The sequence below is a fragment of the Aliiroseovarius sp. Z3 genome, from assembly GCF_029105185.1.
In the GTDB taxonomy this organism is placed as follows: Bacteria; Pseudomonadota; Alphaproteobacteria; order Rhodobacterales; family Rhodobacteraceae; genus Aliiroseovarius.
This window is the reverse complement of record NZ_JAFMZK010000001.1, coordinates 40,047-62,114: the sequence shown is the minus strand read 5'-3', so window position 1 is coordinate 62,114 and position 22,068 is coordinate 40,047. Positions and strand designations below refer to the sequence as shown.

Genomic DNA, 22,068 nt, shown 5'->3' with positions numbered 1-22,068 from the left:
TCGTCTGGCGACGTGACACGAGGCACCCATGAACCCCTTTCTGATCCTGCAACTTCGCCCGGAAACCGATGCGTCCGATGATGAGTTTCAAGCCTTCCTGTCAAAGGGCGGGTTGGACAAAGACCACGTTCACCGTATCCGACTGGATCAGCAGAACATCCCCGCCGATCTGAACCTGAACAACTATGCAGGCGTGATTGTCGGGGGCGGACCGGGTTGCGTATCGGATGCCCCCGAAAAGAAAGCCCCAATCGAAGCGCGGATCGAGGCCCAATGCCTGGCCCTGATGCCGAAAATCACCACGCAAGACATTCCCTTTCTGGGATGCTGCTATGGGATCGGCATTCTTGGCCATCATCTGGAGCCGGGATCTGTATCCAAGGAAAACTACGGCGAACCGGTCAGCGCCAGCGCGTGTGAGATCACGGATGACGGGCGTGCCGACCCCTTGCTTGACGGGATTCCAAAAACGTTCGAGGCATTTGTAGGTCACAAAGAAGCGATGCAGCACCTGCCCGAAGGCTGCCAGCATCTGGTCTCATCACCGCGCTGTCCGTTTCAAATGATCCGGTACGGGCAGAATGTCTACGCCACGCAGTTTCACCCCGAAGCCGACGCCAACACCTTTGAAACACGTATCGGCATCTACAAACACCACGGCTATTTCCCCCCCGAAGAGGCCGAAGCCCTGATTGATATGGTGCACGCGGCGAACGTGCATGCGCCAGCGAAGATCCTGCGAAACTTCGTGACCCGGTATCGGGTCTAACCCAACCGCAAACATCTGATTTTCATATTGAGAAATGGCGCACCCGAGAGGATTCGAACCTCTGGCCTCTGCCTTCGGAGGGCAGCGCTCTATCCAGCTGAGCTACGGGTGCCAGTGACACAAGGTCTGGGCGGGATATAGGCCATCGCCCCAACGCTCGCAACACGAAAAGCCACCGAACGATCAGGCAGAAATGAAAAGGGCCGCCCGCGGGCAGCCCTTTCGCAAAATATGCTCGCAGCGATTAACGCTTCGAGAACTGGAAGCTCTTACGGGCTTTGGCTTTACCGTATTTCTTACGTTCCACAACGCGCGAGTCGCGGGTCAGGAAGCCAGCGGCTTTCAGGGCGCCACGCAGGCTGGGTTCGTAAAGCTGCAAGGCTTTGGAAATCCCGTGTTTCACGGCACCGGCTTGGCCGGACAGACCGCCGCCCTTGACGGTGGCAACCACGTCGAATTCGCCTTCAACACCGGCAATCTGCTCGGGTTGGCGCACGATCAGCTGCAGAACGGGACGCGCGAAATACTTGTCCATATCCTTGCCGTTCACGGTGACCTTGCCGGAACCCGGCTTGATCCACACGCGGGCAACGGCGTCTTTCCGCTTGCCGGTGGCATAGGAACGGCCCAGCTCGTCACGGACGGGCTCGCGGGGGGCGGCGGTTTCGACCACGGTTCCGGCGGCTTCGGTGCCTTCGGCAACGGCGTTCAGGTCTTCGAGTGTTTTGATCTCTTCAGTCATGATCAGCCCTCACGCGTGTTTTTGGCGTTCATGGATTTGACATCCAGCACTTCGGGGCTTTGCGCCTCGTGCGGATGCTCGGCGCCGGCATAGACGCGCAGATTGGTCATCTGCTTGCGGCTCAGCGGACCGCCGGGCAGCATGCGCTGCACGGCTTTGGTCAGCAGACGCTCGGGGTGCTCACCCTCAAGGATCTGGCCAGCGGTGCGGGATTTGATACCGCCCGGATAACCGGTGTGCCAGTAGTGCACCTTGTCGGTGCGCTTCTTGCCGGTCATTTGAACTTTGTCCGCGTTGATCACGATGACGTTGTCACCCATGTCCATGTGCGGTGTGAACGAGGCTTTGTGTTTGCCACGAAGACGCATTGCGATGATCGATGCAAGACGGCCCAGAACAACGCCTTCAGCGTCGATCAGGATCCACTTTTTGTCGATATCTGCAGGCGTTGCAGAGAAGGTTTTCATTGATTCAGCCCTGATTGGGTTTCGGATGCGGTGGTTTTAGTGATTTCCAGCGACAGGTCAAGCACCATCAAATGCAATTTATCTATATAATTCTTACACTTAAAATTATGGTATTATTATACCCCATACATTTAACCGCTCATCTGGCCAATTCCTTCACTTAACGAGGCGCGGGATAGGGTCTTGTGCGAGTCGGTCATCCCGTCAAACGCCGCCTATTATGAGTGCAAATACCCAACGTCGACGTGAAGCGGGCTTTTTCCAACCGGAGGTCGGTCTGGAGACAGGCGTTACCGCTGTCCAGAACGGCACATCCGCCCTGCCCTTTATGTATCCCGTCTGATCCCGTGACGACCAGCTTGTCGTCCTACTCCGGGCGGCAGATTTCACCGCGTATGACGGCTAGCAATGTACGCCAGATCAGTCCGGCAATCACCAGTGACAGCAGTGTCAGGATCAGAAGACCGATGGTCTGATGCCCGCGCGACCCCTCCAACTGTGCAAAACGCAACGAGGCGATCGTTAACGCAGCCAGCGGAAAACTCAGCGCCCACCAGCTGAGGGCGAACGGCAGTCTGACGAGTTTCGGCACCTGCGCCGCGACAAGGGCCGCAAAAATATAACCCGCGTTCAACAAAATACGGGCAAAACCGTCGACTGAGCCAATCATACTGACATAGGCCAGAAAGGCGACAGCGGGCGGGGCGATCAGGATCACCATCGTCGGAAACAACCGGGCGACAATCGGATCATGGAAAATCAGCCGGTTCATCACCAATGTCAGAAGCACGATCCAGAAGATGATACCGCCGGAGAAGAACAGCCACGAAATCTCGATATACCCAATGCGGGCCCCAAGGATCGGAACGATGACGTTGCCGACTGCGGGGATGAACCATGCGGGGGTCAGATGTCCCACCTGAAAGCTGCGATGACTGATCCAACCCGTTACAACCGCTATGGTCAGAACACCCTGCCCCGCGACGCCAGCCAGCCAGATCCACGTGGCCCACATTTCATTGTAAGGAAACACAGCCGTGGCCATCAACAGCAGCGACACCGTGACCGTCGGGAAAAAGGCAAGTTTCACAGGGTGATGCCATTCCTCGGCCACCATCGCCGGATAGCGCAGGGCCTTGGCCAGATAGAACGCCAGGATGACCAGGAAAACCGCGATGCCAATCAACAGCACAAGGGATGATGCCTGTGCCAGCCAAAGGGCCGCCGGAGCCCCCGCGTGCAAGGCCAGCGCCAACCCCATCAAGCCCATGACAATGGCAAAGAAGGTCACCGGAAAATGCGCTAGGCGGCTTTGGTCTGCCGGGGGGGTGATGGGATCGGGGATGTCGGGTGAGTGCTCGGACATTGGGGCCTCGTCGCTTGGGGTTGCTTTTTGGTGCGTCAATCCCCGGCGGTGGTCAAGCCCGTTCGGGTGGAATCGAGTAGGTCAAACTGGCGCGGGCAACCGGCGCATCGTTGCCTTCGGAATGGATCAGCACATCCCCCACCGCAAGGACGCGGCCCAGCTTGTGCAGCCGTGCATGCGCCACAAGGTCCGTGTTCGCCGCCGGTTTACGCATGAAATCAATCGAACAATTCGTGGTCACAGCCAGCGCCTTCGGCCCGATCATCGCAAGGATCGCCAGATAGATCGACACATCTGCCAGCGCAAACATCGTCGGCCCCGACACTGTACCGCCGGGCCGCAGATGCTTGTCACCGATGCGCGTGCGCACGGTAATCTCCATGGGCGCGACATCTGCCACCTCGAAATCCGGGGCGACTTGTGGAAACGCTGTCTCCATGAAGGCTTGAAGGTCTTCGCGTGACATTTTCAATTGCATGGTTTCCCCCCGTGATTTTCCCGCCTATCGTGGGCCAGAATATTGAGCGAGGACAAGATGGCAGACCCACTATTGATCCGAGAGGACGCTGCGTCAGTTGCGCGTTTGACCCTGAACAACCCCGGCGCGCTGAACGCGCTGTCGGATGCGATGCTGGCCGCGCTGAAGGATGAATTTCAGGCATTGGCACAGGATGACAGTATCCGTGCGGTCGTGATTGCCGGGGCTGGCAAGGTATTCTGCGCGGGCCATGACCTGAAGGAAATGACCGCCGGGCGTCAGGCCGAAGATGGTGGCGCGGCATATTTCAAAGACCTGTTCGATCGCTGCGCCGAGGTCATGTGCATGATCCCCCGCCTGCCGCAACCGGTCATTGCCGAAGCCCATGGTATTGTAACCGCTGCCGGTTGCCAGTTGCTTGCGACCTGCGACATGGCCGTTGCTGCCGAAGGCACACGGTTTGGTGTGAACGGTGTGAATATCGGGCTGTTCTGCTCGACCCCGATGGTGGCCCTGACCCGCAACGTGCCGCGCAAGGTCGCGTTCGAAATGCTGACCACGGGTGAATTTATCGGCACCGACCGGGCGCGCGAGGTCGGGCTGGTCAACCGGGTCGTGCCGCATGACCAATTGCGCACGGCAACCGATGAACTGGCGCAGACCGTGGCCTCGAAGCTTGGGGCTGCGGTCAGGATTGGCAAGGCGGGCTTTTACGATCAGGCCGGAATGTCGCTGCAGGGCGCCTATGCCTTCGCCGGGGCCGCGATGGTCGAGAACATGATGCTGCGCGACACCGAAGAAGGGATCGCCGCCTTTATCGAAAAACGTAAACCGGATTGGGACCAGTCCCAATAACCCCTTGTCACGAGGTCATCATGCCTTACCTGATCCTGTTCTTCGCCGTGGTCGCGGAAACCATCGGCACCACCGCCCTGCAGGCCAGCCAGCAATTCAGCCGGCTCTGGCCATCGGTCACGGTGGTCGTCGCCTATGGCATCAGTTTTGCCCTGTTGGGATGGGCGCTGAAATACATGGCGGTCGGCGTCGCCTATGCGATCTGGTCCGGGCTGGGGATCGTGCTGATTGCCGCCATCGGCTATGGGCTGTTCGGGCAGCGGCTTGATCTGCCCGCGCTGATCGGTTTGGCGATGATCCTTGGCGGTATCCTGATCATCCACCTGTTTTCGCAATCCGCCCAGCATTGATGGCTTGCGCGCCAAGCCGCACGAAATTCTGCCAGATTGGTTTTTAGGGTGGCTTTCGCGTCCCAACCGGGCTATGCGCGCCCTAACTTCTAACACGTTTAACACGTTCTCCCCTTAAGGTGGCCCTATGGACCTGCGCAATATCGCGATCATCGCACACGTTGACCACGGCAAAACGACCCTTGTCGACGAGCTTCTGAAACAATCCGGCGCGTTCCGGGAAAACCAGGCCGTGGCCGAACGCGCCATGGATTCGAACGATCTGGAGCGTGAACGCGGAATCACGATCTTCGCAAAGCCGACATCGGTCGAATGGAAAGGCACGCGGATCAACATCGTCGACACCCCCGGCCACGCCGATTTCGGGGGCGAGGTTGAGCGCATCCTGTCGATGGTCGATGGGGTTGTCCTGCTGGTGGACGCCGCCGAAGGCCCGATGCCACAGACCAAATTCGTGACCTCGAAGGCGCTGGCGCTTGGCCTGCGCCCCATTGTCGTTCTGAACAAGGTCGACAAGCCCGACGCCGAACCCGACCGCGCGCTGGACGAATGCTTTGACCTGTTTGCCAACCTTGGCGCAGACGATGATCAACTTGATTTCCCGCACATGTATGCCTCGGGCCGCAACGGCTGGGCGGATGCCGAACTGGACGGGCCGCGCAAAGACCTGCATGCCTTGTTCAACCTGATCGTGAACCATGTGCCGAAGCCCAAGCAGATCGCCCATCAGGATGAAGATTTCTCGATGCTGGCGACCACGCTGGGCGCAGACCCCTTCGTTGGCCGTCTGCTGACCGGACGGGTTGAGACCGGGCGTCTTAAAGTGGGCGCAACCGTGCAGGCCCTGTCGCGCGTCGGGCAGAAGATCGAACAATTCCGCGTCACCCGCATTCAGGCCTTCCGTGGTCTGGCCCAGCAGGACATTGATGAGGCTGTGGCGGGCGACATCGTCTCGCTGGCCGGTATGTCCAAGGCGACCGTGGCCGATACGATCTGTGCGCTCGCCGTTGATGAACCGCTGGACGCCCAGCCCATCGACCCGCCCACAATCACCGTGACCTTCGGCATCAATGACAGCCCATTGGCAGGTCGTGATGGCAAGAAGGTGCAGTCGCGCGTCATCCGCGAACGTCTGCTGAAAGAAGCGGAAAGCAACGTCGCCATCAAGGTCGCCGACACACCCGGCGGCGAAGCCTTCGAAGTATCGGGTCGTGGCGAATTGCAGATGGGTGTTCTGATCGAAAACATGCGCCGCGAAGGGTTCGAATTGTCGATCTCGCGCCCGCAGGTGATCATGCGCGAAGAAGACGACCAGACCGTCGAACCGATCGAAGAAGTCACCATCGACGTGGATGACGAATATTCCGGCGCGGTGATCGAGAAATTGACCGGATCGCGCAAGGGCGAAATGACCGAGATGAAGCCCGCAGGTGCGGGTAAGACCCGGATCATCGCCCATGTGCCATCGCGCGGGCTGATCGGCTATCACGGTGAATTTCTGACCGACACGCGCGGCACCGGTGTTCTGAACCGCGTATTCCACGGCTGGGCACCGCACAAGGGCAATATTCCGGGCCGTCGCGCAGGCGTTTTGATCTCGATGGAGAACGGCACTTCGGTCGCTTATGCACTGTGGAACCTCGAAGATCGTGGTCGTATGTTCATCGGCGCGCAGGAAGACGTGTATCAGGGTATGATCATCGGCGAGCATTCGCGCGAGAACGACCTTGAGGTGAACCCGCTGAAAGGCAAGAAACTGACCAACGTGCGCGCCTCGGGCACCGACGAAGCGGTGCGCCTGACCACCCCGATCACCCTGTCGCTGGAAGAGGCCATCGCCTATATCGACAATGACGAGCTGGTCGAGGTCACACCGAACAACATCCGTCTGCGCAAACGCTATCTTGACCCGCATGAGCGGAAACGGCAGGCACGGTCGTCAGATCAGTAACGACCAACGTCCCATCCTGAAGCCGCCCGGCGAACCCGCCGGGCCGCGCCGACCCGCCCCCATGGGGCGGCGCGATTGCGCCACCCCGCGGGTCTATGCGTCCCTTAGGTCGTCAGATCTTGTCGGGTTTGTCCTTGGTGTTTTCATTCATCCGTTTCAACAACCAGCAATTCACGTTCGGACGCATTCCGCGCGTGACTCAACGCCTCTTGATATTCGGGCGAGTGATAGCATTGCTCGGCCGCTTCAAGGCTTGGGAATTTCGCCACCACGTTGCGCGGGCGGTCCTTGCCCTCCAACTGCACATACCGCCCACCGCGTGCGATGAAATGCCCGCCGTGTTTGGCAATCGCAGGGCCAGCAAGGGCGGCGTATTTGCCGTAAGCCTCGTCGTCGGTCACGGTCACATGGGCAATCCAAAGGGCGGGCATCGTGTCTCTCCTGCAAATAAAAAGGCCGCGTAAGTCAGCAGACGATACGCGGCCCTTCAGGATTTGCAATGGGGTGTGTCAGGCCGCGATGACAGCCTCGGCCGCGGCCACGGCGGCTTCGGCGCCCGAGAAGTCCTGCCCGCCGCCCTGCGCCAGTTCGGGGCGGCCACCGCCCCCCTTACCGCCAAGCGCCGGCACAGCCGCTTTCACAAGATCCACCGCCGACACGCGGTCGGTCACGTCTGACGTGACGCCAGCGGCAACAGCCACCTTTCCGTCATTGTCCGAGATGATCAGAACCGCGCCCGATCCAAGCGAGTCTTTCTGTTCTGTGACAAGGGTTTGCAGGTCTTTCCCAGCGACACCCGCGATTGTCATCGCAAGGAATTTCACGCCATTGATGTCCTTGGCCTCCGCGCCCGCGCCTGCGGCTTTCGCCAACTCACGCTTCAGGTTCGAAATCTCGCCCTGCAACGCCTTGCGTTCGTCCAACAGTCCCTTGACACGGCCCACAACCTCGCCCGGCTTGGCTTTCAACATGCCTTGCAGTTCCGAGGCGCGCGCGGCTTCCTCCTCGATATAGGCGACAGCGGCTTTGCCGGTCAGCGCCTCGATCCGGCGGATGCCTGCCGCACTGGCCCCTTCCGACAGGATGACGCAGACGCCGATGTCACCGGTCTGTTTCACATGCGTGCCGCCGCACAGTTCGATCGAATAGGTCTGCCCGTCCGTGCCCTTGCCGGTCGCGGCATGGCCCATCGACACGACACGCACCTCGTCGCCATACTTTTCTCCGAACAGCGCCTGCGCGCCGATCTCGCGCGCGTCATCCGGTGTCATGATCCGGGTTTCAACCGGCGCGTTCTGGCGGATATAGGTGTTCACCTCGCGGGCGATATTGCCCAGCTCCTGCGGCGACACCGCCTTGTTGTGGCTGAAATCGAACCGCAAACGATCCGGCGCGTTCAGCGAGCCGCGTTGTGCGACGTGGTCGCCAAGCTCATTGCGCAATGCCTCGTGCAACAGGTGGGTGGCCGAGTGGTTGGCGCGGATCGCCGTGCGGCGCAGATGATCGACGGCCAGTTCGGCCCCCTGCCCCTTGGCAATCTCGCCCTCATCGACCTTGGCGAAGTGGATGAACACATCCGCCACCTTCTTGGTATCGGTGATGTGGGCCGACCCGGTATCGGTGCGGATCAAGCCAGTATCGCCAACCTGCCCCCCAGCCTCGGCATAGAACGGTGTCTGGTTCACAACGATCTGCACCTCGTCCCCGGCCTTGGCCCGGTCCGTTGAAGCGCCATCGGCAACAATCGCAAGAACCTGCCCTTCAGCATGTTCGGTGTCATAGCCCAGGAACTCGGTCACGCCATGTTGCTCGGCCAGATCGAACCAGATGGTCGCATCCGCGGCTTCGCCCGATCCCGACCAAGCGGCGCGTGCGCGCGCCTTTTGTTCTTCCATCGCCGCGTCAAACCCGGCCTGATCAACCTCGCGTCCCTTTTCACGCAACGCATCCTGCGTCAAATCCAGTGGGAAGCCATAGGTGTCATAGAGCTTAAACGCCGTCTCGCCTGGCAAATCGGCGCCTTCCGACAGGCCCGACACTTCGTCGTCCAGCAGTTTCAGGCCGCGATCGAGCGTTTTCTTGAAACGGGTTTCTTCATTCAGCAACGTCTCTTCAATCATCGTCTGGGCGCGACCAAGTTCGGGATAGGCCTGCCCCATCTGCGCCACCAGTTCCGGCACCAGACGGTGCATGACCGGATCTTTCGCACCCAGAAGATGGGCATGACGCATCGCGCGACGCATGATCCGCCGCAACACATAACCGCGCCCTTCATTTGACGGCAGCACCCCGTCCGCCATCAGGAACGAGGTCGAGCGCAGGTGATCCGCGATCACCCGGTGATGCACGTTCTGATCGCCATAGGGATCAACACCCGTCACATGGGCCGAGGCTTCGATCAGCGCCTTGAACAGGTCGGTGTCATAATTGTCATGGCTGCCCTGCAACAGCGCACCGATCCGCTCCAGCCCCATGCCGGTGTCGATGGACTGCATGTCCAGGGCCTTCATCGAACCGTCTTCGAACTGTTCGTTCTGCATGAAAACAACGTTCCAGATTTCGATGAACCGGTCGCCATCTTCCTCGGCACTGCCCGGAGGGCCACCCCAAATGTGATCGCCGTGGTCATAGAAAATTTCGGTGCACGGCCCACAGGGACCGGTCGGGCCCATCTGCCAGAAATTGTCAGCCGTATCGATGCGAATGATCCGGTCCTCTGGCACGCCAACTTTTTTCCAGATTTCGAACGCTTCGTCATCGGTATGGTAAATGGTCGTCAGCAACCGTTCTGGATTGATACCAAATTCCTTGGTGATCAGGTTCCAGGCGAACGGGATCGCATCATCTTTGAAGTAATCCCCAAAGCTGAAATTCCCCAACATCTCGAAAAACGTGTGGTGGCGAGCGGTGTATCCCACATTATCCAGATCGTTGTGCTTGCCGCCTGCGCGTACACATTTCTGCGCGGTGGTCGCGCGGCTATAGTCGCGCGTCTCGATGCCGGTAAACAGGTTCTTGAACTGCACCATGCCCGAATTGACGAACATCAGGGTCGGATCATTGCGCGGCACCAAGGGCGAACTGTCCACGACGGTGTGCCCGTTATCTTCGAAATATTTCAGAAAGGTGGAGCGGATGTCGTTAAGGCTGGCCATGTTATCAAATCTCTGAATGGGCGTTCATATTCGTTTACCTTTGCCAGCCCCCCCTGTCCACAGCCACTGGCCCCCAAAAGGAAAAGGCCGGGGACGACCCGGCCTTCGCGACATTCTTCCGATGCAGTTAGGCTTCCAGAAGCCCATCATCGTCATCATCTTTCTCGGCGTCCGGCATGTCGAAATCCAGCCCGTGGGCAGCACGGATCTTGTCTTCGATCTCAAGCGCGGTGCGGGTGTTTTCGCGCAGATAGGACTTGGCATTTTCGCGCCCTTGGCCGATCCGCTCGTCACCATAGCTGAACCAGGCGCCGGACTTCTCGACCACGCCGGCCTTCACGCCAAGGTCAAGAATCTCACCCATTTTCGAGATGCCTTCGCCATACATGATGTCGAATTCAACCTGTTTGAATGGTGGCGCCACTTTGTTCTTCACGACTTTCACGCGGGTGGCGTTGCCGACAACCTCGTCGCGGTCCTTGATCGCGCCGATCCGGCGAATGTCCAATCGGACCGAGCTGTAGAATTTCAACGCGTTGCCACCCGTGGTCGTTTCCGGGCTGCCGAACATGACGCCGATCTTCATGCGAATCTGGTTGATGAAAACCACGGTGCATTTGGAGCGCGAGATCGAGCCGGTCAGCTTGCGCATGGCCTGGCTCATCAATCGGGCCTGTACGCCGACATTGCTGTCGCCCATGTCGCCTTCCAGCTCGGACCGGGGCGTAAGCGCGGCCACCGAATCGACCACCACCATGTTGACGGCGCCAGAACGCACCAGCGTATCGACGATTTCCAGCGCCTGTTCGCCGGTATCCGGCTGGCTGATCAGAAGCTCGTCCAGATCCACACCAAGTTTCTTGGCATATTGTGGGTCCAGCGCATGTTCGGCATCCACAAACGCACAGACACCACCCTTTTTCTGTTCTTCGGCCACGCAATGAAGCGTCAGGGTCGTCTTGCCCGAGCTTTCCGGTCCATAAATCTCGATGATGCGGCCCTTTGGCAGGCCGCCAATGCCAAGCGCGATGTCCAGACCCAGCGAACCGGTTGAGGTCGCTTCGATCTCGGCGACCGGGTTGTCGGCGCCCAGTTTCATGATCGAGCCTTTGCCAAACTGTCGTTCGATCTGCGCCAACGCGCTGTCCAGCGCCTTCTGCTTGTCACCGTCACGTTTCATATCAAAGATATCCGCCGTTGCCATTTGTTATCATCCCTTATTTCACACCCGCGTGCGGGCAGCAATCTTGCTGATGTTCTGCTCTTGTTCTCGTATTTCGTTATGAGCACAAAGTAAGAACATTTCAAGTTATGTTTTCATTAGTGAGATTGACCGTGAATGGTAAGCAAAGGGTTAACAACGGCATCATATGAACATAATTCATTGGAATGCTTAGAAATTATACAATCCTTAGTGCAACTGTCTCTGCACTGTCGCCGTCAAATCGGTCAGCGAGAACGGCTTGGGCAGAAACACGGAATTGGGAATACGGGACTGATGTTCTGACACCGAATCTTCGGCGTAACCCGACACGAAAACAACCTTGACACCCGGTCGATCCTCGAGCGCCTTTGCAACCCAGGTCGGGCCATCCATGCCAGGCATAATGACATCGGTGACAAACACATCGACCGACAAGGATGTATCTTCCAGCGTTTTCAATGCTTCCTCGGCATTTTCAGCCTCAAGCACCGTAAATCCACGCATCCGCAAAGCGCGCGACGCGAAAGCTCGCACGGGCGCTTCGTCCTCGACCAGCAGGACAATATTGTTCTTGCCATCGTCAAGATCATGGGTGGGTTTGGGAAGGGGCGAAGGAATGGCCGCGCATTCCTTTCCAACACGGTCCGAGGCTGTATCGCGAACAGACGCCGGATGATCTGGCCCCTGCACGCTAACGGTCGCACCGTCCAGAACAATCTGATCATTCACTGTCAAGGCATCCAGAGTGTCCTGAATCGGATCGCCGGTTTGGACATCGATTGGCTCCTTGTGATCGACCGGCATTTCTTCTGCCTGCACGTCTTGCGCATCAATGTCCTGACAGACAGGGAAATAGAGCGTGAAGGTCGATCCAGCGCCGGGGATCGAGTCGACGAAGATAAACCCGCCCATCTGTTTCACGATACCATAGGCCATCGACAAGCCAAGACCAGTTCCCTTTCCTGCGCCCTTGGTGGTGAAAAACGGCTCGAATATCTTGCTGAGCTTGTCCGCGGGAATGCCAGTGCCCTGATCAATCACGCGGATCGCGACGTAATCCCCGGCTGGAACGGTTGCCCGGTCACGATGCAAGGCCTGCTCGACGGTGACGTTTCGGGTTTCGACACGGATTTCACCCCCGTCCGGCATGGCATCGCGTGCATTGACCACAAGGTTCATGACAACCTGATCCAACTGGCGGCGATCGGCGCGGATCGGCATCAGGTCGTGGTCGTGATTCAGCTCCAGCGATACTTTCTCGCCGACCAAACGGTTAAGCAGATGCATCAGATCCGCGAGCGAGTCTGTCAGGGCAAGTTTTTCGGGACACAGTGTTTGTTTGCGCGAAAAAGCGAGCAACTGGCGCACCAATGCGGCGGCGCGATTGGCGTTCTGGTGGATTTGCGACAGGTCCGAATACTCGGTGTCGTTTTCATCGCGCCCCAGCAACAGCAGATCGCAATGGCCGGAAATGGCTGTCAGCAAGTTATTGAAATCATGCGCGACACCTCCGGCCAGTTGTCCAATCGCCTCCATTTTCTGGCTTTGAACGAACTGCGCCTCAAGCGTCTTCAATTCGGTCGCATCCTGCAAAACGGCGACCAGTGCGCGACCAGCCTCACCTGAGACCTGCCCCAGAGAGATCTGCAGAAACACGTCTTCGTCAGGATTCACCGCGCGCACAACTTCGGCCCTCCCCAGATGCCGTCCGGCATGGGCTTCGCGCAACCACTCGGACACCGGGCGTCCCAAACCTTCCACCTGATCAGAAAGTCGCGTTCCTATGGCGTTTTCGTCACCCAGAAGCCCCCGCGCGCGACGATTGGCCATGATGATTGCGCCTGAGGTGTCCAACTTGATCAGTGGCACCGGCAAACGTTCTATGAAGACCCATTCTTCATCGGTAATCGCCGGACCGGTTGCGGGCGGAAGAAGATAGATTTCCCGCCGCCCGGCACTGATCTCCAACTCGCAGACGAAGGCGGGAACCGGTCCATTCTTGGCCGAAATCTGTGCCACTGTGCCCGACTGAACGGGCAAGTCGGTAAACACGCGATCCAGAGTGGTTTCACGCCCGCCCAGCAAGCGCCGGGCTGCTTCGTTCATAAACAGGATGGTGCCGGACTTCGACACGATCATCATCGGCAGGCTGATGTGTTCACCCGTCCGCCCCCCGTGACCACGTTCGCCAAATTCGTCCAACCGCCACAGGAAACCGCCGGCAATGGTACGCACGGACAGCCGCACATGCCCGCGGCGCAAAACGATATCCTCACTGGCGGCACCCTTGGCCTGGGCCTTGTTTTGAAGCCGGTACAAAACCGAAGCAGGCGCTGCAAACATGTCTTTCACCGCACCCGCCAAGGTCGATCCCGCTTGTTCCCCGAACGCCGATATTGCCGCGATATTCTGATAGTGGATCATCCCATCGGCATCCGTTGCAAACGTGGCCGCACCATCGTGATCGGCAAACCCTTGAACCGTGCGAAACAGCGACTTTTGCCGACGTTGGTGAAGTGCGGTGAGTGCTGTCACGGTCAGGGCCAATGACAGGAAGGTCAATCCGATCAGCAACAGGGCCAGCCCCGCTGCGGGGATGCCAACGAACCAGGCGGCACCGACAAACAGAACCGAAAGCAATAACAGGTATCCGACCCGCCGCGACATGCGCAGCGCAATTTCGGTCAAAGGATAGGATGGCAAGTCAGCGTGCGACACAAAGATCCCCTTTTGCAGAATCGGCCTCACGGTTATTGCCCGTGGTCAGTTAATCGCCGATTAATGGGATCTAGGATAACAACCTTAGATTGTTATTGCCAAGACCTACATTCGCCTTAGCTGCGCGACATAGAACCCATCACCCCCATCAAGGGGCGAAAAACTATGTTCAACCTCGATGCCGTATTCTGAATGGTTTTCGATAAACCGATCCACCTGCACACGGTTTTCAACCCTCAGCACCGAACACGTCGCATAGGCGATTGCCCCGTCAGCGGTCGTTCTGGCCGGAAGCTGGGATAGAACCGATTGCTGGACGTCCAGAAGATCCGAGAGCCTTTCTGGCGTCATCAGCCATTTTCCTTGTGGCGCGCGGCGCCAGGAACCGCTGCCCGAACAGGGGGCATCGGCGAACACAAGATCGAACGTCCCGAAGCGGGCCAACCTATCAGGCGTAGCGATCTGAATTTTGCAACCGGCCCGCTCGGCGCGGGTCGGAATATCCTTCATCCGCGCAGGAGAAATGTCATGCGCGACGACCTCGGCCCCCAGAGCGGCCAGAGCCAAGGCTTTGCCTCCGCCACCCGCACAGTAGTCCAGAACACGCATGCCCGGTGCGATCTGCAGCGCCTCGACCACCGCTTGAGAGGCGGCATCCTGCAGCTCGACCAACCCATCAAGAAATGCACGTGAGCCATTGATCTTACGAGGGTTTTTCAGAACTTCTAACGCCGTTGGAGCAAGCGAATGAGGGCGCGTATCTATCCCATCCTCTGTAAGTAGCTTCTGCGCCTGCTGCCGGGATATACGCGCGATGTTAACCCGCAGAAACACGGGCGCGCGGTGGCGCAGCGCCTCCAACACATCATCGGACTGATCGCCAAGGCTTTCATCGAACTGCGGCAGCAACCAGGCTGGGCAATCAAGACGGCTGGCGCGCGAAAGACCATCGCCGGACACCTGTTCCCAATCAGTCAGCACCGCGGGTGCATGGCCTTCACCAGTGAACAAAGTGCTCGGGTCAATGCCAAAACCGCGCAGCAGCCCGATCATAATTGCCCGACCGTTTTTTCCACCGCCCAATCCGGCAGACGATTGCAACCGCCGAAGCGCGTCAAACACGTGGTCACGAATGGCGGCCCGGTCTCTGGAACCCGCAAACCGATGCTTGCGCGCCCACCCGGTCAGCGCCTGTTCCGCTGGCGTTCCCGAAAGATGATCATCCAGGATGTCGATGGCCGCTGCGACGCGGGCACCGGGCGTCATTGCCCGGCCCTGAATACATCAACTTTACGCCGCAACCGCATGATACCATTACCCAATACGGTAGTTTGGGCTTTCGCGTGTGATTTGCACATCATGCACATGGCTTTCCTTCAACCCCGCGCCGGTGATTTTCACAAACTTACAGTTCTTGCGCATCTCGGCCACGGTGGCACAACCGGTATAGCCCATCGCGGCACGCAGACCGCCGACCAATTGGTGGATCACCGCGCCGGCACTGCCCTTGTAAGGCACCTGCCCCTCGATCCCCTCGGGCACCAGCTTGTCTGATGCCGCATCCTTCTGGAAATAGCGGTCTGCCGACCCGCGCGCCATGGCCCCCAGTGAGCCCATCCCGCGATAGGCTTTGAACGACCGGCCTTGATACAAGATCACCTCGCCGGGGCTTTCATCGGTGCCTGCGATCATCGAGCCGACCATCGCACAGCTTGCGCCCGCCGCAATCGCCTTGGCGAAATCGCCCGAGAACTTGATGCCACCATCGGCAATCACCGGCACGTCACCCGCCGCAGCAGCGCAATCGCCGATTGCGGTCAACTGGGGCACACCGACGCCCGCCACCATCCGCGTGGTGCAGATCGAGCCCGGCCCGATCCCCACTTTCACCGCATCGGCGCCTGCGTCGATCAGGGCGCGCGTGGCGTCCCCGGTTGCGACGTTGCCCGCAATGACCTGAACGCTGTTGGACTGTGCCTTGATCCGCTTCACAGCCTCGATCACCCCTTCGGAATGACCATGTGCGGTGTCCACGACAACGATATCCACGCCAGCGTCAATCAGGGCTTCGGAGCGGGCAAAACCGCTATCACCGACCGAGCTGGCCGCCGCCACCCGCAAACGCCCCAGATCGTCCTTGCAGGCGGTCGGGTTCAGGACGGCCTGTTCGGTGTCTTTCAGGGTCAAAAGCCCGGTCAGCTTGCCCTCGCCATTCGTGACCAGCAGCTTTTCGATCCGGCGGGCCTTCATCAGGCTTTTCGCCTCTTCCAGCTCGGCCGGTTCCTGCAACATGGCAAGGTCTTTCGAGGTCATCATCACCTTGACTGGCGTGTTGTCGTCAGTTGCAAAGCGCATGTCGCGGTTGGTGACGATACCGACGACGCGGCCCTGTTCGTCCACCACCGGAAACCCCGTTACGCGATAGCGTTCCTGCAGCGCCTTGGCGTCCGCAAGCGTTTGATCGGCGGTCAGGGTGATCGGGTTGTAGACGATACCGCTTTCAAAGCGTTTCACCCGACGGACCTGACGGGCCTGTTCTTCAACATCAAGGTTCTTGTGAATGACCCCCATGCCACCGGCCTGTGCCATGGCGATGGCCATGCGTCCCTCGGTCACGGTGTCCATCGCCGAGCTGAGCAGCGGGATGTTCAGGGCAATCGACCGGGTCACAAATGTGGTCGTATCTGCGGTTGACGGAAGCACATTGCTGGCAGCCGGAACCAGAAGGACGTCGTCGAAAGTGAGCGCCTCGCGAATCTCCATGGGCTTTCTCCTCGGGAGTGTTCGTTTGGCACGTCCCTATCTCATGGAGCGGGCGGTTTGGAAAGAGCAATGCCGGAGATTTCTGCGCTTTGGTCGAAAAATCACGCCTCATCGTCAGGGCAGACCGCGTTTGACAAACCGATACCCGCAAGGAAAGGTCAGACCGATACAGGCAGCGGATGGATCGGAGACACCCCAATGAATGACCTGAACCGAGGTGCGGCCTTTCGTGCCCTTCACCAAAAGGGCAATCCTTTCATTCTGGCCAACGCCTGGGACATCGGCAGCGCGAAGATGCTCGCGGCCTTGGGGGCACAAGCCATCGGCACATCGTCCGCAGCCCACGCCTTCACGTTGGGACGCCCCGATATGGGCCATGTGACACGGGACGAGGCGCTGGCCCATGCACAGGATCTGGTCGCCGCCGTGACTGTCCCGGTGTCGGGTGACTTCGAAAACGGTTTTGGCGACGATCCCGACACCTGCGCCGACACCGTGCGGCTGTCGTACGAGGCCGGGCTGGCCGGTATTTCGATCGAAGATACGGCACTGCCAACGGCCACGCCCTATGATCGCGCGCTGGCAATCGAACGGATCAAGGCTGCATCCGCCGCCGCCCGCGCCCTGCCCGGTGATTTCGTGCTTGTGGCACGCGCCGACGGGGTGATGAACGGCGAATACGATCTGGACGAGGCGCTGGCCCGGATCGCAGGATACGAGGCCGCCGGCGCGGACTGCGTCTATGTTCCCCTGCCGGGCACTCTGGCCGATCAGGCGCGGGTTTGTGCTGCCACCGATCTACCCGTCAACGCTTTGGCGGCAGGTCCCTTGTCGCAGGTCAGCCGTGCCGATCTGGCACAGGCGGGTGTGGCGCGTATCTCGCTTGGGTCGGCGCTGGCCCGGGTGACCCACCGGGTGATCCGCGATGCAGCACAGGCGATGTTTGACAGCGGAGATTTCTCGATGCTGGGCACCGGGATGCCGGGCAGCGAAGTCGACATATTGTTGAAACCGTGATCCAGGCTAGGCCTTGGTCACATCTGCGTCATAGATCCAACTGAACCGATTAAACACCTGCTGCGGGGCCAGCCGTCCTGCCAGCCGCAACGCCCCATGCCCCAGATGCCGCGCAAGCGGGTTGGCATAGTGATAATTGCGGGCGTTCTTGCCGGCAGCGGCCACGATCTTTTCGCATCGGGCGCGGCGAAGCAACTGATATCGCTGCGGACCGTTCTGGGGCCCATCGCGATCCAGACAGGCGGCCAGAACCCACGCATCCTCGATCGCCATGACGGCCCCCTGCGCCATGAATGGCAATGTGGGATGAGCTGCGTCGCCCAAAATCGCGCAGTGGCCATAATGCCAGTTCAAAGCCACGGGATGGCGGAACAAACCCCACAGATGTGCCGTTTCGGCCCGCTCCAGAAGGGCTTGCGCATCGTCACAGAAACCGCTGAACGCCTTGCGCATGTTGTCCGGGTCGTCTTGGTGGTTCCACCCCTCGTCCGCCCATGTGCCGCGCTCTTCGACCGCGACAATGTTCACCATGGTGCCATCACGAAGAGGATAGGTCACCATATGCCGACCCGGTCCCATGAACACCGTTGCCTCGGCAGGTTCGCGCCCGGTGGCGGGCACCGTGGCGCGCCATGCCACCTGCCCGGTGAAAAACGGCGCACGGGCACCGTTCATCGCGCTATGCGTGACCGAGTGCAAGCCATCCGCACCGATGACGAACCCCATTTCGCATGACGGGGCACCGGCAAGCTTTACCGTCGCGGCACCAAGGCCGGGGGTCACCCGTTCGACCTGCGCCCCGCAGCGGATCACCACCCCGGCATCGCGCGCCGCCTTGGCCAGAAGGTCGATCAGATCGGCCCGGTGAAACAGAAGGAATGTCGCCTTGGGCGCGACCTTCTCAAAACTAAAGTCGATCACCTCGCGGCCCGATATCCCGTCGCGCAGCCACACCCCGCGGCCTTGCATGGCACGGCTACGGGCCGCATCGCCCAGACCTAACGCATCCAGAACGCGCACGCCATTGGGGCTGATTTGCAGCCCGGCCCCGACTTCGGTGATTTCGGGGGCTTGCTCTAACACGGTGACTTGCGCCCCACGCCCTGCCAGCGCCACCGCCGCGGTCAGCCCGCCAATCCCTGCGCCAAGGATGGTGACGTCCTGTCCTGCGATCATGTGGTGTGCTCCCCTCGCGGTTTTCATGCGTCTGTTGGCCCGGCCCGGCCTGCGTCCTGGCAAATGACGTCCAGGCAAAAGAAAAGGCGCCGGGTTAACCAGCGCCTTTTGCCATGGATCAGGGCCACATGCTACGCGACAAGTGCGCCCATCCCGTTATTTTCAGTGGTCCGCGGCTTAATCGTCGCGGTGGACTTTTTCGCGGCGCTCGTGGCGTTCCTGCGCCTCAAGGCTCAGGGTCGCGATGGGGCGTGCATCCAGACGTTTCAGCGAAATCGGATCGCCCGTTTCCGAGCAATAGCCATATTCACCTTCTTCAATCCGGCGCAGGGCCTGATCAATCTTGCCAACCAGCTTGCGCGAACGATCACGTGTGCGAAGCTCTAATGCCCGATCAGTCTCTTCCGATGCACGATCCGCAATGTCCGGAATGTTCCGAGTGTTATCTTGCAAGCCTTCCAGCGTATGGCGGCTTTCATCCAACAACTCTTCTTTCCAGGCCAGAAGCTTACGACGGAAATACTCCGTCTGACGCTCATTCATAAACGGTTCGTCTTCGGCAGGACTGTAATCGTCGGGCAGGAAAGTCTCTGCTTTCATACCAATTCCCTCAACTTACCGGACTATAACTGCCTGACAACATTGTTGCCCCACAGGAGTCCGGCTTCTTGTGGCGCTCGTTTACACCCGCTTTTGTCTGATGTCACTAGCCAATGAACGCGATTGGGCAAGGTTTTCCCCCATAGCGAGCAAACGCCTGAAATGTAATAGAAACACTCGAACCGACATTCACATACGCGCATCACGGGTTCGAACAGTCCGTCAGATCGACATTGATCACTGTTTGAACGCGCGACGGCACCCTTGCCAAAACCTGCCCGCCCCATTACTTCGCCCGGTAATACGCAGACGCGACAGTGAGGGAATGACGGGATGACGAAACGCTTCGAAGGCACCGAAAGCTATGTGGCAACCGATGACCTGAAGGTCGCCGTGAATGCCGCCGTCACGTTGCAACGCCCCCTGTTGGTCAAAGGCGAACCGGGCACCGGAAAGACCGAGCTGGCATTGCAAGTTGCTGACGCGCTGGGCGCGCGGATGATCGAATGGAACATCAAGTCGACCACCAAGGCGCAACAGGGCCTTTATGAATACGACGCGGTCAGCCGGTTGCGTGACAGCCAGTTGGGTGACGAACGCGTGCATGACGTGTCAAACTATATCAAACGCGGCAAGTTGTGGGAGGCCTTCGAGGCTGACGAGCGGGTTGTTTTGCTGATTGACGAGATTGACAAGGCCGATATCGAATTTCCCAACGACCTGCTGCAAGAGCTTGATAAGATGGAGTTTCACGTCTACGAGACCGGCGAAACCATCCGCGCCAAGCATCGCCCGATCATCATCATCACCTCGAACAACGAAAAAGAGCTGCCGGACGCCTTCCTGCGCCGCTGCTTCTTTCATTATATCCGCTTCCCGGATGCCGACACTCTGGCAAAGATCGTCGAGGTGCATCACCCCGGCATCAAGCCGCGCCTGCTGACCGAAGCGTTGACCCAGTTTTATGAAATCCGCGAACAGCCGGGGCTGAAAAAGAAGCCATCAACCTCGGAAGTGCTGGACTGGCTGAAACTGCTTCTGGCCGAGGATATCGACGCCGAGACATTGAAACGCGACGGGGCTTCGGCGCTGCCGACCCTGCACGGGGCGCTTTTGAAGAACGAGCAGGACGTGCACCTGTTCGAACGGCTGGCCTTCATGGCGCGCGGCGGACGCCAATAAGATCATATGATCTTGACATTCGGGCCATGTGAACCTATCTTCTGGGCATAGCACAGGAGAAGGCCAATGCACGCCGCCCCACAACCGCTCACCCCACCCCCGGCCCGACCGACGTCGGACCATGCTGCCGTGGCGCTCAAGGCCTATGGACGCGTTGCCGAGGCTTGGGGGCTGAAACTGGATGACGCCGCCGCGCTGGCGGATATGTCCACCTCGACGTGGAAACGTGCGCGCAATCCCGGTTTCAAAGGCGACCTGACCCGTGACCAGATGCTGCGGCTGTCGGCGCTGGTGGGGATCTATAAATCCCTGCACCTCTATTTCGACGAGGTGATCGCCGATCAATGGATCACACTGGCCAACACGGGTCCGCTGTTTGACAGTGCCCGACCGATCGACACGATGATCGAGGACGGGTTGCCGCAATTCCTGCGCGTGCGCAACTATGTCGATGCGCTCAGGGGTGGGATGTGAGTGACCCGCTGCCGCTGCGATCGGTCAGCGACCGTGCGCTGGTCCGCCTGATCCCCGCCACCTATCACAAGCCGCCCGTCCTGCGCGGGCTGGTCGATGATGACGAGGAAGCGGCCCTGCTGGCCGAGGTCGAGGCGATGACATCAGCCCGCCACATGGCCGAGCGCGGGCGCGATCTGGGCGTGAACCGGCTGGAGCTGGCCTGGGAACGCCGCGCTGCCGATCTGCGGATTTACGGGATGAGCCATGTGAACGCCGCCTTCACCTATCGTCGGGCCGGTGGCAACCGCTTCAACGATGACACCCGTGGTGCATGGTATTGCAGTTGGAGCGCGATGACCTCGCTAGCCGAGGTTGGCTATCACTATACCCGCGAGCTGTCCTATGTCGGCATCTTCGACACCAAGGTGCGCTATGTCGAACTGCTGGCCGATTTCATCGGCGACTTCCCCGACCTGACGGGCAACCCCGGCCACCCGGCCCTCCATGAAGACCCGGTGCGCGGTTATCCACGGGGGCAGGAACTGGCCAATCACCTGCGCGCGGACGGACATCGGGGGCTGGTCTATCCCTCGGTGCGCCACCCCGGCGGCACCTGTCTGGTGGCGTTCGAACCGGCCGCCGTGCAGAATGTTCGCCCCGGTGCAAAGTGGGACATCACGTGGTCGGGAAACCCCGAATTTGACGTGGTCGGGCTGTAGCCATCGATTCGCGTGGTCACAGGCATTTCGGTCCAATTTGCCTAGTGCTGCATGAAGCATTCCGCACAAGATATTGTTTTTCTTCACGGCTTTCCAATAA

At 59.5% G+C, this 22,068-nt stretch carries 20 protein-coding genes and 1 tRNA gene; 8 read left to right on the top strand and 13 right to left on the bottom strand.

Translation table 11 applies throughout. The features are described from left to right. The first annotated feature begins 28 nt into the window (after positions 1-28). A complete protein-coding gene (locus J3R80_RS00325) occupies positions 29-769 on the top strand; it encodes a glutamine amidotransferase (RefSeq protein WP_275391765.1) in 741 nt (246 codons plus the stop codon). Between the two features lie 35 nt (positions 770-804). On the opposite strand, the gene J3R80_RS00320 is transcribed toward J3R80_RS00325, so the two are convergent. The 5 genes from J3R80_RS00320 to J3R80_RS00300 all read right to left on the bottom strand — a co-directional run bounded on the left by J3R80_RS00320 (position 805) and on the right by J3R80_RS00300 (position 3,822). After that, positions 805-881: transfer RNA gene (locus J3R80_RS00320), tRNA-Arg, on the bottom strand. Positions 882-1,013: 132 nt separating this feature from the next. Continuing rightward, on the bottom strand, positions 1,014-1,511 hold the full coding sequence (gene rpsI / locus J3R80_RS00315) for a 30S ribosomal protein S9 (protein ID WP_275391764.1): 498 nt from the start codon (positions 1,509-1,511) through the stop codon (positions 1,014-1,016). Between the two features lie 2 nt (positions 1,512-1,513). Further along, positions 1,514-1,978 (bottom strand): 50S ribosomal protein L13, encoded by a 465-nt coding sequence (rplM, locus tag J3R80_RS00310; RefSeq protein WP_191284513.1) that lies wholly within the window; start codon positions 1,976-1,978, stop codon positions 1,514-1,516. Positions 1,979-2,345: 367 nt separating this feature from the next. Continuing rightward, the gene (locus J3R80_RS00305) at positions 2,346-3,344 is read right to left on the bottom strand and encodes an SLAC1 anion channel family protein (protein ID WP_275391763.1); all 999 of its coding nucleotides are present in this window, start codon (positions 3,342-3,344) and stop codon (positions 2,346-2,348) included. A gap of 52 nt (positions 3,345-3,396) precedes the next feature. After that, positions 3,397-3,822, bottom strand: a complete 426-nt coding sequence (locus J3R80_RS00300; RefSeq protein ID WP_275391762.1) for a PaaI family thioesterase — start codon at positions 3,820-3,822, stop codon at positions 3,397-3,399. A gap of 57 nt (positions 3,823-3,879) precedes the next feature. Between J3R80_RS00300 and J3R80_RS00295 the strand changes: the two genes are divergently transcribed. From J3R80_RS00295 to typA, 3 genes are all read left to right on the top strand, one after another. Further along, entirely contained in the window at positions 3,880-4,677 is a 798-nt protein-coding gene (locus J3R80_RS00295; RefSeq protein ID WP_275391761.1) for an enoyl-CoA hydratase, read from the top strand. Between the two features lie 20 nt (positions 4,678-4,697). After that, positions 4,698-5,027 carry an SMR family transporter gene (locus J3R80_RS00290; protein ID WP_275391760.1) on the top strand — a complete coding sequence of 110 codons (330 nt, stop codon included), beginning with the start codon at positions 4,698-4,700 and terminating at the stop codon, positions 5,025-5,027. Positions 5,028-5,154: 127 nt separating this feature from the next. After that, a complete protein-coding gene (gene typA / locus J3R80_RS00285; RefSeq protein WP_275391759.1) occupies positions 5,155-6,978 on the top strand; it encodes a translational GTPase TypA in 1,824 nt (607 codons plus the stop codon). Between the two features lie 143 nt (positions 6,979-7,121). Here typA and J3R80_RS00280 read toward each other — a convergent pair whose 3' ends face one another. From J3R80_RS00280 to guaB, 6 genes are all read right to left on the bottom strand, one after another. Beyond that, positions 7,122-7,409, bottom strand: coding sequence for a DUF1330 domain-containing protein (locus J3R80_RS00280; protein ID WP_275391758.1), 288 nt, complete (start codon positions 7,407-7,409; stop codon positions 7,122-7,124). Between the two features lie 78 nt (positions 7,410-7,487). Further along, positions 7,488-10,133 carry an alanine--tRNA ligase gene (gene alaS / locus J3R80_RS00275; protein ID WP_275391757.1) on the bottom strand — a complete coding sequence of 882 codons (2,646 nt, stop codon included), beginning with the start codon at positions 10,131-10,133 and terminating at the stop codon, positions 7,488-7,490. A gap of 127 nt (positions 10,134-10,260) precedes the next feature. Next, positions 10,261-11,337: a recombinase RecA gene (gene recA, locus J3R80_RS00270; RefSeq protein ID WP_275391756.1), complete on the bottom strand. Its 1,077-nt coding sequence runs from the start codon at positions 11,335-11,337 to the stop codon at positions 10,261-10,263. 207 nt (positions 11,338-11,544) lie between these two features. Further along, on the bottom strand, positions 11,545-14,055 hold the full coding sequence (locus tag J3R80_RS00265; RefSeq protein ID WP_275391755.1) for an ATP-binding protein: 2,511 nt from the start codon (positions 14,053-14,055) through the stop codon (positions 11,545-11,547). A gap of 105 nt (positions 14,056-14,160) precedes the next feature. After that, positions 14,161-15,321 carry an RsmB/NOP family class I SAM-dependent RNA methyltransferase gene (locus J3R80_RS00260; protein WP_275391754.1) on the bottom strand — a complete coding sequence of 387 codons (1,161 nt, stop codon included), beginning with the start codon at positions 15,319-15,321 and terminating at the stop codon, positions 14,161-14,163. Positions 15,322-15,369: 48 nt separating this feature from the next. Continuing rightward, entirely contained in the window at positions 15,370-16,818 is a 1,449-nt protein-coding gene (gene guaB, locus J3R80_RS00255; protein WP_275391753.1) for an IMP dehydrogenase, read from the bottom strand. Positions 16,819-17,016: 198 nt separating this feature from the next. Here guaB and J3R80_RS00250 point away from each other — a divergent pair, with 198 nt between their 5' ends. Continuing rightward, a complete protein-coding gene (locus tag J3R80_RS00250; protein WP_275391752.1) occupies positions 17,017-17,835 on the top strand; it encodes an isocitrate lyase/phosphoenolpyruvate mutase family protein in 819 nt (272 codons plus the stop codon). 6 nt (positions 17,836-17,841) lie between these two features. On the opposite strand, the gene J3R80_RS00245 is transcribed toward J3R80_RS00250, so the two are convergent. Together J3R80_RS00245 and dksA are read right to left on the bottom strand one after the other, a co-directional pair. Then, positions 17,842-19,011 (bottom strand): FAD-dependent monooxygenase, encoded by a 1,170-nt coding sequence (locus J3R80_RS00245; protein ID WP_275391751.1) that lies wholly within the window; start codon positions 19,009-19,011, stop codon positions 17,842-17,844. A gap of 177 nt (positions 19,012-19,188) precedes the next feature. Next, a complete protein-coding gene (gene dksA, locus J3R80_RS00240; RefSeq protein ID WP_247035910.1) occupies positions 19,189-19,611 on the bottom strand; it encodes an RNA polymerase-binding protein DksA in 423 nt (140 codons plus the stop codon). 333 nt (positions 19,612-19,944) lie between these two features. Between dksA and J3R80_RS00235 the strand changes: the two genes are divergently transcribed. The 3 genes from J3R80_RS00235 (at position 19,945) to J3R80_RS00225 (ending at position 21,968) form a co-directional block, all read left to right on the top strand. Next, on the top strand, positions 19,945-20,793 hold the full coding sequence (locus J3R80_RS00235) for a MoxR family ATPase (RefSeq protein WP_275391750.1): 849 nt from the start codon (positions 19,945-19,947) through the stop codon (positions 20,791-20,793). A gap of 66 nt (positions 20,794-20,859) precedes the next feature. Beyond that, positions 20,860-21,267: an antitoxin Xre-like helix-turn-helix domain-containing protein gene (locus J3R80_RS00230; RefSeq protein ID WP_275391749.1), complete on the top strand. Its 408-nt coding sequence runs from the start codon at positions 20,860-20,862 to the stop codon at positions 21,265-21,267. Further along, on the top strand, positions 21,264-21,968 hold the full coding sequence (locus J3R80_RS00225; RefSeq protein ID WP_275391748.1) for an RES family NAD+ phosphorylase: 705 nt from the start codon (positions 21,264-21,266) through the stop codon (positions 21,966-21,968). The genes J3R80_RS00230 and J3R80_RS00225 overlap by 4 nt, the downstream gene beginning before the upstream one ends. Positions 21,969-22,068 lie beyond the last annotated feature (100 nt).